Source organism: Methylibium sp. Root1272 (assembly GCF_001425905.1).
Lineage (GTDB): Bacteria > Pseudomonadota > Gammaproteobacteria > Burkholderiales > Burkholderiaceae_C > Methylibium.
The window spans coordinates 243,741-256,797 of record NZ_LMDY01000016.1 but is presented as its reverse complement, the minus strand read 5'-3'; the positions used below and the strand labels follow the sequence as shown (position 1 = coordinate 256,797).

The following is a 13,057-nucleotide window of genomic DNA, read 5'->3' as shown; positions in this document are numbered from 1 at the left end:
GTCACGCGCGGGGACTATGCTGACCGTCGAGGCGCAGTGCTGCGCCGTAGGAGATGGGCCATGACCCCCTGGCATCGCTTCTGGTTTCCCGATGGCGACAGCGTGCCGTCGCCCACACGCGATGCCGCGCTGTGGACACCGCAGGCGCTCGCCGAGACACAGCGCGTGCTGTGGCAGCAGGCCGCCGAGGCGACCGAGGCCTGGTGGCGCTACTGGCGCCTCGCCTGGCCCGGCCTGCCGGGGGCCGTGCCCGCGCGGCCCGTCGTACCGCCCAGCCCGCCCGCCGCGGTGCCGCTGCGCGTGGCGGCGACCCCCACGGCCCCGCACCGCCGCAGCGTGACGCGCAAGACCGCCGCGTCCCGTCCACCGGCCGGCACACCGGCGCGTCCGCGCCGGGCCGCACGCGGCAAGTGATCGGCTCCAGCAGCCGCCGGCAAAACGCTCAGGCGCGCAGCAACCAGGTCGGCTTGAAGCCGATGTCGGCCGGCTTGCCCTTGCGCGCCCGCACGCCCTTGTAGACGGCTACCGCAGCCGCGCCGAGCGTCTCGTCCTTGGCCTTGCCGCCACGGCCGCTGCCCAGCACGCGCAGGGTCTTGTCGAAGGCGGCCACGCTGACCAGCGCATCCTTGGCCTCCAGGTCCATCAGCGTCAGCCCACGGCCGCCCTTGGGCTGCAGCTTCAGGTCGCCGAGCGAGAACACGAGCAGGCGCCCGGCGAGGCTCAGGCAGGCGATCTGCACCGCGGCATCGGCACGGCTGGGCGGCAACGGCTTCTCGCCCTCGGCCAGCGTGAGGAAGCCCTTGCCGCCCCGCTGGCGCGACTGAAGGTCGCCGGCCTTCGCCAGCAGGCCGTAGCCGCCGGTGTTGGCGAGCAGCAGCGTCGCATCGGCCGGCCCGGCGAAGTAGTGCTGCGGCTGGGTGCCCGATTCGAGTTCGATCATCGACGTGATCGGCTGACCATCGCCGCGCGCCCCAGGCAGGCCGCTGACCGCGACCGAGTACACGCGCCCGTTCGATCCGAACACCAGCAGCGTGTCGACGGTGCGGCACTCGAAGGTGCCGTACAGCGTGTCTCCAGCCTTGAAGGCGAAGGCCGCAGCGTCGTGGCCGTGGGCCTGGCGCGCGCGCACCCAGCCCTTGCTGCTGATGACCACCGTGACCGGCTCGTCGATCACCCTGACCTCGGCGACCGCCTTCTTCTCGGCCTGGATCAACGTGCGGCGATCGTCGCCGTGCGCCTTGGCATCGGCCTCGATCTCCTTCACGACAGTGCGCTTCAGCGCGGCCGGACTGTTCAGGATGTCCTCGAGCCGGCCCTGCTCCTCGCGCAGGTTCCTGAGCTCCTGCTCGATCTTGATGGCCTCGAGCCGCGCCAGCTGGCGCAGCCGGATCTCGAGGATGTCCTCGGCCTGCCGGTCGCTGAGCCGGAAACGCTCGATCAGTGCCGGCTTGGGCTCGTCGGCGTTGCGGATGATGCGGATCACCTCGTCGAGGTTCAGCAGCACCAGCTGCCGGCCTTCGAGGATGTGGATGCGGTCCAGCACCTTGCCCAGGCGGTGGCGGGTGCGGCGCTGCACCGTCTCGAGCCGGAAACCGATCCACTCGGCCAGCATCTGGCGCATCGATTTCTGCGTCGGCCGGCCGTCCGCGCCGACCATCGTCAGGTTGATCGGCGCCGAGGTCTCCAGGCTGGTGTGCGCCAGCAGCACGTTGATCAGCTCCTGCTGCTCGACGGCGCGGCTCTTGGGCTCGAACACCAGGCGCACCGCCGCTTCCTTGCCGGATTCGTCGCGCACCGTGTCGAGTACCGTGAGCACGGTGGTCTTGAGCTGGGCCTGCTCGGCGCTCAGCGCCTTCTTGCCGGTCTTGACCTTGGGGTTGGTCAGCTCCTCGATCTCCTCCAGCACCTTCTGCGTGCTGGTGCCGGGCGGCAGCTCGGTGACCACGAGGTTCCACTGGCCTCGGGCCAGATCCTCGATCTTCCATTTCGCCCTCACTTTGAGCGAACCGCGGCCGCTGCGGTAGGCGTCGCGGATGTCGGCCTCGGCGCTGATGATCTGTCCGCCGCCCGGGTAGTCGGGACCGGGCAGCAAGGCGAACAGTTCTTCGTCGGACAGCTTCTCCTGCTTGATCAGCGCCACCGCGGCCGCAGCCACCTCGCGCAGGTTGTGGCTGGGGATCTCCGTCGCCAGGCCGACCGCGATGCCGCTCGCGCCGTTCAGCAGCACGAAGGGCAGGCGCGCGGGCAGCTGCTTCGGCTCCTGCGTGGAGCCGTCGTAGTTGGGGATGAAATCGACCGTGCCCTCGTCGATCTCGTCGAGCAGCAGCCGCGTGATCGGCGCGAGGCGTGCCTCGGTGTAGCGCATCGCCGCCGCGCCGTCGCCGTCGCGCGAGCCGAAGTTGCCCTGGCCGTCGATCAGCGGGTAGCGCTGCGAGAAATCCTGCGCCATGCGCACCAGCGCGTCGTAGGCTGCGGTGTCGCCGTGCGGGTGGTAGCGGCCGAGCACATCGCCGACGACGCGCGCGCTCTTCATCGCCTTGGGGCCACCGGCGGTGGTGAAGGCCAGACCCAGCCGCTCCATCGCATACAGGATGCGGCGCTGCACCGGCTTCTGGCCGTCGCACACATCGGGCAACGCCCGGCCCTTGACGACGCTCAGTGCGTACTCGAGGTAGGCCCGCTCGGCGTAGTGGGCGAGGGTGATCGCGTCGCCGGACTCAGCGGGGGCAGGAATATCGAAAAGATCGCTCATGCAGAAAGAAGGATGCGGGTCTATGGATGGCGCTGGACCAGCGGCTCGCAGCGCTCATCTTGCCTGTGAGGGGCAGAGCGCCTGCACGCCGTCGTGCTGGCAGCGAGGCAGGCGTACGACCTTGCTGTTGGCCGACGGCGTCGGGCCATGCTCAACAGCGATGCCCATCGAACTGGCACGGGTCAGACTGCGAGTCTACCGGCGCGGGACCTCGGTCCCGTGGCAAGCGGGCCCTGGGCCGAGCCAGCCTCAGCTCGCCCTCACGGGCGCGGCGATACGGCGGATCGAGAAACTCTGGCACTCGATCGGCTCGAGGGTCAGGTAGACCAGTTCCCAGCCATCCGTCACACAGAATTCGTGCACAGCCTCGATGACGCCATACCGATACGCCTTGATCCAGTTGCCCATCGAGTAATCGTGCCCGCACATCAAACCGCCCGGTTTGATCTTGGCGGCATAGGCGCGCAGCTCCTGCGCCGTCAGCTCGTAGGCGTGCGTGGTGTCCAGGTAGATCCAGTCGAAACACGCATCCTCGAAATCGGACACGGCTTCCAGCGAGAGCTTGCGGTGGATCACCACCGTGCCCGACTGCAGTTCCCGCGCGAAACGATTGCGCACCTGCTCGAACTTGGTTTCGTTGTAGCGCCTGCTCCCCCAGGTATCGACCAGATGCAGTTGGCTCGGCTGCGCAACGCGAAGAATGGCGTCCGTGAAATCACCCTGATCGACGCCGATCTCGGCGCAGACGCTTCGGGTCGGGAGTTCATGCAACAAGGCCTGGCGATTGAGCAACAGCCTGCAATTCGCCACATGCTCGGCCCGAAGCGGCACCTTGGGAATCGCTGCCTCGACTTGACGAAGCTGAAACGCATTGACGGCGGATTTCAGAGTCGACAAGAACGCGGCTGGATCGAACATGCTCATGTGGCGTGCTCCTTCACGGCGATTGTCAACCTGTCCGACTCACACGTCCACCTCGACCGCATCGCCGTGCAGTTCCATCAGTTCGCGCCGCGACGCGGCCTCGCCCTTGCCCATCAGCTTGTTGAACGAGCCTTCGGTCTGACCGAAATCGAGTACGCCCCAGCTCACCGGGAGCAGGCGGCGCGTGTCGGGATTGAGCGTGGTGTCCCACAGCTGCTCGGCGTTCATCTCGCCCAGGCCCTTGAAGCGGCTGATGGTCCAGCTGGTCTCGCGGGCACCTTCCTTGCGCAGCTTGTCGAGGATGGCCGTGAGCTCGCCCTCGTCCAGCGCATAGAGCTTGGCCGCCGGCTTCTTGCCGCGCGCCGGCGCGTCCACACGGAACAGTGGCGGCTTGGCGATGCAGATGTGGCCGCGCTCGATCAGCTTCGGGAAGTGCCGGAAGAACAGCGTCAGCAACAGCACCTGGATGTGCGAGCCGTCGACGTCGGCGTCGCTGAGGATGCAGATCTTGCCGTAGCGCAGGCCGGACAGGTCGGGCTCGTCGTTGGCACCGTGAGGATCGACGCCGATCGCCACCGAGATGTCGTGGATCTCGTTGTTGGCGAACAGGCGGTCGCGCTCGACCTCCCAGGAATTGAGCACCTTGCCGCGCAGCGGCAGGATGGCCTGGGTCTCCTTGTCGCGGCCCATCTTGGCGCTGCCGCCGGCCGAGTCGCCCTCGACCAGGAAGAGTTCGTTGAGCGCGAGGTCGCGGCTCTCGCAGTCGGTCAGCTTGCCGGGCAGCACGGCCACGCCGGAGCCCTTGCGCTTCTCGACCTTCTGCCCGGCGCGCTGGCGCGCCTGGGCCTGGCGGATCACCAGCTCGGCCAGCTTGCGGCCATGCTCGACGTGCTGGCTCAGCCACAGCTCGAAGGCAGGCTTCACGTAGGTGGAGACCAGCCGCAGCGCGTCGCGCGAGTTGAGCCGCTCCTTGGTCTGGCCCTGGAACTGCGGGTCGAGCACCTTGGCGCTCAGCACGAAGCTGGCGCGCGAGAACACGTCGTCGGGCATCAGCTTCACACCCTTCGGGCAAAGCGCGTGCAGCTCGATGAAGCCCTTGATCGCCTGGAACAGGCCGTCCTTCAGCCCCGACTCGTGGGTGCCACCCGCCACCGTGGGGATCAGGTTCACGTAGCTCTCGCGCACCGCCGCGCCGTCCTCGGTGAAGGCCACGCACCAGGCCGCGCCCTCGCCTTCGGCGAAGTTCTCGGTCTCGCCCTCCTCGGCGTAGTGCGCGCCCTCGAACAGCGGGATCACCGGGTCGGCCAGCAGCGTCTGCATCAGGTAGTCGCGCAGCCCACCCTCGTAGCGCCAGGTCTGCAACTCGCCGGTCTTCTCATGCGCCAGCGTCACGCTCACGCCCGGCATCAACACCGCCTTGCTGCGCAGCAGGTGCACCAGTTCGTTCTTCGGCAGCTCGGCGCTCTCGAAGTACTTCGGGTCGGGCCAGACCCGCACACTCGTGCCCTGCCGGCGGTCGGCAGCACCGGCCTTGCGCGTGCTGACCGGCTCGATCACGTCGCCACCGGCGAAGGCCAGCGCCGCGACCTTGCCCTCGCGGAACACCTCGACCTGCAGCCGCGTCGACAGCGCGTTGGTCACGCTGACGCCCACGCCGTGCAGGCCCCCCGAAAAGCTGTAGGCGCCGCCCGAGCCCTTGTCGAACTTGCCGCCGGCGTGCAGCCGCGTGAACACGATCTCCACCACCGGCACCTGCTCCTCGGGGTGCAGGCCGAAGGGGATGCCGCGGCCGTCGTCGTCGACGCCGACCGAGCCGTCGGCATGCAGCGTCACGGCGATGCGCTGGCCGTGGCCGGCGAGCGCCTCGTCGGCGGCGTTGTCGATCACCTCCTGCACGATGTGCAGCGGATTGTCGGTGCGGGTGTACATGCCCGGCCGCTGCTTCACGGGCTCCAGGCCCTTGAGCACGCGGATGGACGATTCGCCGTAACGGCCCGGCGAAGAAGGTTTGGTTGCCATGGAGGAAGATTCTAGGGAGCCGCCGCGCGTGCACCGGCGCGCGGGCTTACCACAGCGCCCGCGCGCGCCTCGTTGCCGGTGCGTGGCATCACCGCAGCGGGCCGGGCGAAGCCGGGTGGCCAGCGTCGGAACGTGAAAGTCGTGACAATCCGTCGATGACCTCGCCGACCCGCGCCCCGCAGACGCTCTCGATGACCCAGGTGCTGCTGTGCAGCGCCGCGATCGTGACGCTGTCGATGGGCATCCGGCACGGCTTCGGCCTGTGGCTGCAGCCGGTCACGATGGACCGCGGCTGGACCCGCGAGACCTTCGGCCTCGCGCTGGCGATCCAGAACCTCACCTGGGGTCTGGTCGGGCCGTTCGCCGGCATGCTGGCCGACCGCTACGGCGCCTTCAAGGTGCTGGTGGCCGGTGCCGTGCTCTACGCGGCCGGGCTGGTGCTGATGGCGCTGGCCACCTCGGGCCTGGCCTTCCACGGCAGTGCCGGGCTGCTGATCGGGATGGCGCAGGCCGGCTGCACCTATGCCATCGTCTACGGCGTGATCGGTCGCAACGTTGCGCCCGAGAAGCGCTCGTGGGCGATGGGCATCACCGCAGCGGCCGGCTCCTTCGGACAGTTCCTGATGGTGCCGGTGGAAAGCGGGCTGATCTCAGCCTTCGGCTGGCAGGTGGCCTTGATCGTCCTGGGCTGCTCGGCGCTGGCGATCGTGCCGCTCGCCTTCGGGCTGAAGGAAGCGCCACGAAGCGTCGCCACGGCCGAACCGCAGCAGAGCATCGGCGAGGCCGTGCGCGAGGCCTTCGGCTACCGCAGCTTCCAGCTGCTGATGGCGGGCTACTTCGTGTGCGGCTTCCAGGTGGTCTTCATCGGCGTGCACATGCCGAGCTACCTGAAGGACCACGGCCTGTCGCCGCAGGTGGCGACGACGGCGCTGGCGCTGATCGGCCTGTTCAACGTGTTCGGCACCTACGCGGCCGGCGTGCTGGGTCAGCATCTGGCCAAGCGCCACATCCTGGCGACCATCTATGCGCTGCGCTCGGTGGCCATCATCGCCTTCCTGCTGCTGCCGCTGACGCCCGCCTCGGTCTACGCGTTCTCGATCGCGATGGGCCTGCTGTGGCTGTCGACGGTACCGACCACCAATGCGGTTGTCGCGCAGATCTTCGGCGTCAAGCACTTCTCGATGCTGGGCGGGTTCGTGTTCCTGGCCCACCAGGTCGGCAGCTTCCTCGGCGTATGGATGGGCGGCAAGCTCTACGACGCGACCGGCAGCTACGACGTGGTGTGGTGGATCGCGGTCGCGCTCGGCGTGTTCGCCGCGCTCATCAACCTGCCGGTGCGGGAGACCGCGATCACGCGCGGCGGCGCCCCGGTCCCGGCATGACACGTGGTGGCACGGCCGCGATGAGAGCACTCTCGTTCAAGCGAATGCTGGTCTGGGCCGCGGCCGCGGCCGCATTGACCGCGGTGTTCATGGCCTATCTGCAGCCTGACCTGGTGGTCGACCTGGCCAACCGCGTGTGGAGCTGCTTCTAGGATGACCGCGGCATCGCTGCATGGCGGGCTCATGGCGTCGCCCTGGGTGGTGCGCTGGACGCGCGCGCTTCCGGCCGGACGTCGCGTGCTCGACCTGGCCTGCGGTTCCGGCCGGCATCTGCGCTGGCTCGCGGCGCAAGGGCAGCACGTCACCGGCGTGGACCGCGACGCGGCGGCCCTCGAGGATCTGGCGGCCGCCTGCCCGCAGGCCGAGCTGATCACCGCCGACATCGAGTCCGGTCCGTGGCCGCTGGAGGGCCGCACCTTCGATGTGGTGATCGTCACCAATTACCTGTGGAGGCCGCTGCTGCCGGCGATCCTCGACTGCGTGGCGCCCGACGGCCGCCTGATCTACGAAACATTCGCGCTCGGCAACCAGACCGTCGGCAAGCCGTCGAACCCCGACTTCCTGCTGCGGCCGGGCGAACTGCTGGACGCCGTGCGCGGCGCCGGCGGTGGTTGGCGCGTGCTGGGCTACGAGGACGGCACGCTGGAGACGCCGCTGCGCTTCGTGCAGCGCATCGCCGCCGTGCACGAGGCGAACCCCGGCGCGGCGGCGTCGGCCGGGCCACCGCGTTATCCCTTGTAGCCGCTGCGTCAGCCTCGTTGCCGCGGCTGGCTAAAATCCCAGGATTCAGAGGATCCCCCATGAAACCCATCGTTGGCAGCATCGTCGCGCTCGTCACGCCGATGCACGAGGACGGCAGCGTCGACTACCCCGCGCTGCGTCGCCTGATCGACTGGCACATCGCCGAAGGCACCGACTGCATCGGCGTGGTCGGCACCACCGGCGAATCCCCCACGGTCGCGCCCGAGGAGCACTGCGAGATCATCCGCGTCGCGGTCGAGCATGTCGCCGGCCGCGTGCCGGTGATGGCCGGGGCCGGCGCGAACTCCACGCGCGAGGCCATCGAGCTGAGCCGCTACGCCAAGCAGGTCGGCGCCGACTGCACGCTGCAGGTCGTGCCGTACTACAACAAGCCGACGCAGGAAGGCCAGTACCAGCACTTCCGCAGCATCGCCGAGGCGGTGGACATCCCGGTCGTGCTGTACAACGTGCCCGGCCGTACCGTGGCCGACATGCTGCCCGAGACGGTGCTGCGCCTGGCCCAGGTGCCCGGCATCGTCGGCCTGAAGGAGGCCACCGGCAACATCGAGCGCGCGTGCTGGCTGATCAAGCAGGCACCGAAGGGCTTCTCCATCTACTCCGGCGACGACCCGACCGCAGTGGCGCTGATGCTGCTGGGCGGCCATGGCAACGTCAGCGTGACGGCCAACGTCGCACCGCGTGCGATGCACGAGCTGTGCGTCGCGGCGATGGCCGGTGACGCGAAACGCGCCGCCGAGATCCACCTGAAGCTGCTGCCGGTGCACAAGCAGCTGTTCTGCGAACCCAACCCGATTCCGGTGAAGTGGGCGCTGCAGCGCATGGGCCGCTGCGGCGGCGCCTTGCGGCTCCCGCTGACGCCGCTGAGCGCGACACTGCAGCCGGCCGTCGAGCAGTCGCTGCGCGACGCCGGGCTGCTGTAGCGCTTCGACATCCGGAACCGCACCGCTGCTTCACCCACGACCCCTTGCGCTCCCCTGCCCCGCCGCCCAGGCGGCTTGTTGCCCAGCCCGATCCCCGGAGAAGCCTCCCGTGAGTTTCCAAAGTCGATTCAACGTTCCTGCCCGTCTGCTGCTGATCGCGGTGGCGTCCGGCCTGTCGGCCTGCACGATCAACACTGCGCTGGAAGGCGACAAGGTCGACTACAAGACCAAGGGGGCGAAATCCGTCTCGCTCGAGATCCCGCCCGACCTCACCCAGCTCTCGCCCGATCAGCGCTACCAGACCGCCAGCGGCACGATCAGCGCGTCGACCCTGCAGACGCCGGCGCCGAACAGTTCGGCGCCCACGGCCGCCGGCACGGCCGCGAGCGTCGCGCCCAGCGTGGTCGGCGATGTCCGCCTCGAGCGCGCCGGCAGCCAACGCTGGCTGGCCACGCGTCAGACACCCGAGCAACTGTGGCCGCAACTGCAGGCCTTCTGGCAGGAACGCGGCTTCCAGCTCGATCTCGAACAGCGCGACACCGGCCTGATGGAAACCAACTGGGCCGAGAACCGCGCCAAGCTGCCGCAGGACATCATCCGCGGCACGATCGGCAAGGTGTTCGATTCCGTCTACGACACCGGCGAGCGGGATCGCTACCGCACCCGCCTGGAGCGCACGGCCGAGGGCGGCACCGAGATCTACATCAGCCACCGCGGCATGGTCGAGGTCTACACCAGCGAGCGCAAGGATTCCACGGTATGGCAGCCGCGCCCAGCCGACCCCGATCTGGAGGCGGTGATGCTGTCGCGCCTGATGCTCAAGCTCGGTGCCAAGGAAGAGCAGGCCAAGGCCGCCGAAGCCGCAGCGGCGGCCGCCTCGGCCGCCCCGGTGCCGCCTGCCGCCCGTGCACGGCTGCTGGCCGGCTCCGGCACCGGGCTGCAGGTCGACGAGGGCTTCGACCGCGCATGGCGGCGCGTCGGCCTGGCGCTGGACCGCAGCGGCTTCACGGTCGAGGACCGCGACCGCGCCCAAGGTCTGTACTACGTGCGCTATGTCGACCAGGCGCAAGCCGGCAAGGACGAGCCCGGCTTCTTCAGCAAGCTGTTCGGTGGCGGCAAGAAGGACGCGGCCACGCAGGGCGGCCTGGCGCGCTACCGCATCGCGGTGAAGAGCCAGGCGGATTCGACGCTGGTGACGGTGCTGAACAACCAGGGCGCCTCCGAGACCGGCGACGCCGCCCAGCGCATCCTGGAACTGCTGGCCACCGACCTGAAGTGACGACGGCGGCCTGAACGTCGGGTTCGGCGGCCGCGGCCATGCGCTTTTGCAGCCTCGGCAGCGGCAGCACCGGCAATGCCACGCTGGTGGAGGCAGGCGGAACGCGCCTGCTGATCGACTGCGGCTTCACGCTCAAGGAACTGGCGCTGCGGCTCGGCCGCCTCGGTCTGGCCGCGAGCGACATCACGGCCCTGTTCGTCACCCACGAGCACGGCGACCACATCGGCTGCGCCCTGAGCCTGGCCCGGCGCCACCGTCTGCCGTTGTGGATGAGTCGCGGCACCTGGCGCGCGATCGGCGCCCCCGAGCTCGACGACGACCTGCTGCACTTCGTGAGTGACGGGGCCCCTGTCGCGGTGGGCGACCTCGAGCTGTCTCCCTACACCGTGCCCCACGACGCCGCCGAGCCGCTGCAGCTGAGTTGCACCGACGGCAACCACCGCCTGGGCGTGCTCACCGACGCCGGCTCGATCACGGCGCACCTTCTGGGTGCATTGCAAGGCTGCGATGCACTGCTGCTGGAGTGCAATCACGACCGCGATCTGCTGGCGACCTCGAGCTACCCGGCCTCGTTGAAGGCCCGCGTCGGCGGGCGCCTGGGCCACCTGGCGAACGACACCGCGGCCGAGGTGCTGGCGGCCTGCCGGCACGCCGGCCTGCGCCATGTGGTCGCGGCCCACCTGAGCCAGCAGAACAACCGCCCGGAGCTGGCCGCCACCGCGCTGGCCGCGGCGGTCGGCACCGACGCCGCCGACATCGTGGTGGCCAGTGCGCGCCAGGGTTTCGCCTGGCTGGACCTGGCCTGAGCCGGACAGGGTATCCGTGGGGCGAAAAAAAACCGCCCCGTAGGGCGGCTTCCTGAACAGAAGAGCGATCGGGGCCTGCGCCCCGTCACCCTCCTGCTTGCACTTACTTCTTGGCAGCGTCGATGGCGGCCGAAGCAGCAGCGCCGGCAGCCGAAGCGGCATCCGCAGCGCCTGCTGCAGCACCGGCAGCCGCCGAAGCAGCCGCGTCGGTCGCCGCAGCGGCAGCCGACGTCGCAGCGGTAGCCGCAGCCGAAGCCGCATCGGTGGCAGCCGAAGCCGCCTGGGCGGTCGCCGACGCCGCAGCGTCAACGGCGGTCGCGACTTCTTCCTTCTTGCCGCAAGCGGCGAGGGCGGCAGCAGCGATCAGCGTGGCAAGCAGGAGCGATTTTTTCATCATGAGGTCCTCAAACGAAGGGTTCAAATAACACCGGTGTGGCGGAACCCGCCGAACAACGTCGAGTTCCTGACAAAGACCAGGGCCGCTCGAGCAGCCCCATGCCTAGCCCAAGAGTGTATCCCGAACATGGTGCATACCCTCATAGACCCAAGGTCGTCACAGGGAAGCTGTCGTCGGCTCGTTGCAAAAGCGCCTCAACGAGTTCTCGACAGGACACCAGATCCGCCGTCTCGCGGTAGATCCGGCCCCGGTAGCGCTCGCCATCGTGCAAGCGGACGGCCACCCGTTCCGGCGCGAACAGCAGCGTCGGCAGCTTGTCGGCCACTTCCTCGTGGACCGCCAGGCACTGGACGATGTGCGACCACTGGCGCCGCCAGTGGACCCAGCGCGGAAAGCGCTGCGCGAAGCCGTCGTAACCGGCGGCCAGTACGGTGAGCCGGCGTCGCGAGCCGGCCCAGCGTGTCAGCGCCTCGATCACCGCGGGCTGCCCGAGCGGCCAGCGGGCGAAGTCACGGTCGCACAACCAGAGATGCTGTGCTCCGGCCTCCGCACACTCGTCCAGTGCGGCCAGCACGGCTCGGGCGAAGCCCTCGCGCGTGTCGATCACCTGCGTGCCACCGGCAGGCGCCGGCGCATCCTCCTGCGATCCATCGGTCGGTTCAGCAGTCATCCTCGTCTCCCACGACCTGCAGCCAGCCGTCTTCGGCCCACTGCGTCAACAACTCCCGTGCAGGCTCGCTGGCCCGCTCCAATTCGCGTGTCGACAACGCGCGCCGGTCGGCGAGCCGGCGCATCAATGCGGCATCGCGCCCCGCGGCGCGCCAGGACTCGCCATTCACGAACACATGGGCTGCGTCGTACATCATGCGCGTGCGCGGGTCCAGGCGAACGCCGGAGCCGAGCGCCGCCACTTCGGCCGGCGGTGCGAACCAGACGTGCGGCTTCGGCTCGGTGAGCGCCTCGCCCAGCGCCGCCTGCAGCGCCCGCGGATCGCGCAGCGCGCGCGACACCGCATCGGCCGCAAAGCGCTGCAGCGCCTCGGGGATGCGCCCCGGCGCATCGGTCGCCGGCTGGGCTGCATCGCGGTACAGCACCCGCGGCGCCTCGTCCTCGCGCTCGAGCAGTCGGCCCAGTACCTCGCGCGCCAGTTCGCCGCGCGCCGGGGCGCGGAAACCGATCGACGCGGTCATGCACTCGCCTTCGGCCACACCGTCGTGCCCCCAGCCGGGCGGCAGGTAGAGCATGTCGCCGGGTTCGAGCAGCCACTCCTGTTGCGGGACGAAGTGCGCCAGGATCTTCAGCGGCAGATCCGGCCTCAGCGTGTCGTCGCCCGGTGGCGCGATGCGCCAGCGGCGCCGGCCCTGCACCTGCAGCAGGAACACGTCGTAGGAGTCGACATGGGGGCCGACACCGCCGCCGTCGCTGGCCCAGGACAGCATCAGGTCGTCGAGCCGCGCTTCGGGCACGAAGCGAAACATCGACAGCAGTTCGCGCGCCGCCGGCACGTGCAGGTCCAGGCCCTGCACCAGCAAGGTCCAGCCGGCCTGCGAAACCGGCGGCAGCGCGCGGCGCGGCAACGGCCCCGAACGCAGGGTCCAGCGATCGCGCTGCCGCACGATCAGGCGCGACTCGACATCCTCGTTGCCGGCCAGCGTGAACAGCGCGCTGCGACCCAGCGGCGGGGGCATGCCGGGCAGCGCCTGGCGGATCAGCAGCGGCTGCTTCTGCCAGTGGCGGCGCATGAACCGGCGCGGGCTCAGGGCGCCCAGCAACGGGGTCGGCGTATCGATGGCGGGAGGCAGGGGCATGGCCTCAT

The 13,057-nt window shown here is 69.5% G+C and carries 13 protein-coding genes; 7 read left to right on the top strand and 6 right to left on the bottom strand.

Translation table 11 applies throughout. The annotated features are described in order from the left end of the window. Positions 1-60: 60 nt before the first annotated feature. Positions 61-414, top strand: a complete 354-nt coding sequence (locus ASC67_RS16795; RefSeq protein ID WP_056324019.1) for a hypothetical protein — start codon at positions 61-63, stop codon at positions 412-414. Positions 415-442: 28 nt separating this feature from the next. Here the strand turns inward: ASC67_RS16795 and parC are convergent, their stop codons facing one another. The 3 genes from parC to ASC67_RS16780 all read right to left on the bottom strand — a co-directional run bounded on the left by parC (position 443) and on the right by ASC67_RS16780 (position 5,695). Next, entirely contained in the window at positions 443-2,752 is a 2,310-nt protein-coding gene (parC, locus tag ASC67_RS16790; RefSeq protein WP_056324013.1) for a DNA topoisomerase IV subunit A, read from the bottom strand. Between the two features lie 249 nt (positions 2,753-3,001). Beyond that, positions 3,002-3,676, bottom strand: a complete 675-nt coding sequence (locus ASC67_RS16785; RefSeq protein WP_056324007.1) for a class I SAM-dependent methyltransferase — start codon at positions 3,674-3,676, stop codon at positions 3,002-3,004. Between the two features lie 39 nt (positions 3,677-3,715). Beyond that, a complete protein-coding gene (locus tag ASC67_RS16780; RefSeq protein WP_056324002.1) occupies positions 3,716-5,695 on the bottom strand; it encodes a DNA topoisomerase IV subunit B in 1,980 nt (659 codons plus the stop codon). 155 nt (positions 5,696-5,850) lie between these two features. Here ASC67_RS16780 and ASC67_RS16775 point away from each other — a divergent pair, with 155 nt between their 5' ends. The 6 genes from ASC67_RS16775 to ASC67_RS16755 all read left to right on the top strand — a co-directional run bounded on the left by ASC67_RS16775 (position 5,851) and on the right by ASC67_RS16755 (position 10,844). After that, on the top strand, positions 5,851-7,077 hold the full coding sequence (locus ASC67_RS16775; RefSeq protein WP_056323998.1) for an MFS transporter: 1,227 nt from the start codon (positions 5,851-5,853) through the stop codon (positions 7,075-7,077). 20 nt (positions 7,078-7,097) lie between these two features. Beyond that, positions 7,098-7,229, top strand: coding sequence for a hypothetical protein (locus tag ASC67_RS21135; protein WP_255353692.1), 132 nt, complete (start codon positions 7,098-7,100; stop codon positions 7,227-7,229). A 1-nt stretch (position 7,230) separates the two neighbouring features. Beyond that, positions 7,231-7,818 carry a bifunctional 2-polyprenyl-6-hydroxyphenol methylase/3-demethylubiquinol 3-O-methyltransferase UbiG gene (locus tag ASC67_RS16770; protein ID WP_056323994.1) on the top strand — a complete coding sequence of 196 codons (588 nt, stop codon included), beginning with the start codon at positions 7,231-7,233 and terminating at the stop codon, positions 7,816-7,818. A gap of 59 nt (positions 7,819-7,877) precedes the next feature. Further along, positions 7,878-8,759, top strand: coding sequence for a 4-hydroxy-tetrahydrodipicolinate synthase (gene dapA / locus ASC67_RS16765; RefSeq protein WP_056323989.1), 882 nt, complete (start codon positions 7,878-7,880; stop codon positions 8,757-8,759). Between the two features lie 109 nt (positions 8,760-8,868). Next, positions 8,869-10,038, top strand: a complete 1,170-nt coding sequence (bamC, locus tag ASC67_RS16760; RefSeq protein WP_056323986.1) for an outer membrane protein assembly factor BamC — start codon at positions 8,869-8,871, stop codon at positions 10,036-10,038. Positions 10,039-10,076: 38 nt separating this feature from the next. Further along, positions 10,077-10,844, top strand: coding sequence for an MBL fold metallo-hydrolase (locus ASC67_RS16755; RefSeq protein ID WP_056323981.1), 768 nt, complete (start codon positions 10,077-10,079; stop codon positions 10,842-10,844). Between the two features lie 103 nt (positions 10,845-10,947). Here the strand turns inward: ASC67_RS16755 and ASC67_RS16750 are convergent, their stop codons facing one another. From ASC67_RS16750 to ASC67_RS16740, 3 genes are all read right to left on the bottom strand, one after another. Beyond that, complete coding sequence (locus tag ASC67_RS16750; RefSeq protein ID WP_056324288.1) at positions 10,948-11,238, bottom strand: hypothetical protein; 291 nt, start codon at positions 11,236-11,238, stop codon at positions 10,948-10,950. A 142-nt stretch (positions 11,239-11,380) separates the two neighbouring features. Then, positions 11,381-11,911 carry a hypothetical protein gene (locus ASC67_RS16745; protein WP_056323978.1) on the bottom strand — a complete coding sequence of 177 codons (531 nt, stop codon included), beginning with the start codon at positions 11,909-11,911 and terminating at the stop codon, positions 11,381-11,383. Further along, positions 11,901-13,049 carry a JmjC domain-containing protein gene (locus tag ASC67_RS16740; RefSeq protein ID WP_056323972.1) on the bottom strand — a complete coding sequence of 383 codons (1,149 nt, stop codon included), beginning with the start codon at positions 13,047-13,049 and terminating at the stop codon, positions 11,901-11,903. Before ASC67_RS16740 ends, ASC67_RS16745 begins: the two co-directional genes overlap by 11 nt. Between the last annotated feature and the right edge of the window lie 8 nt (positions 13,050-13,057).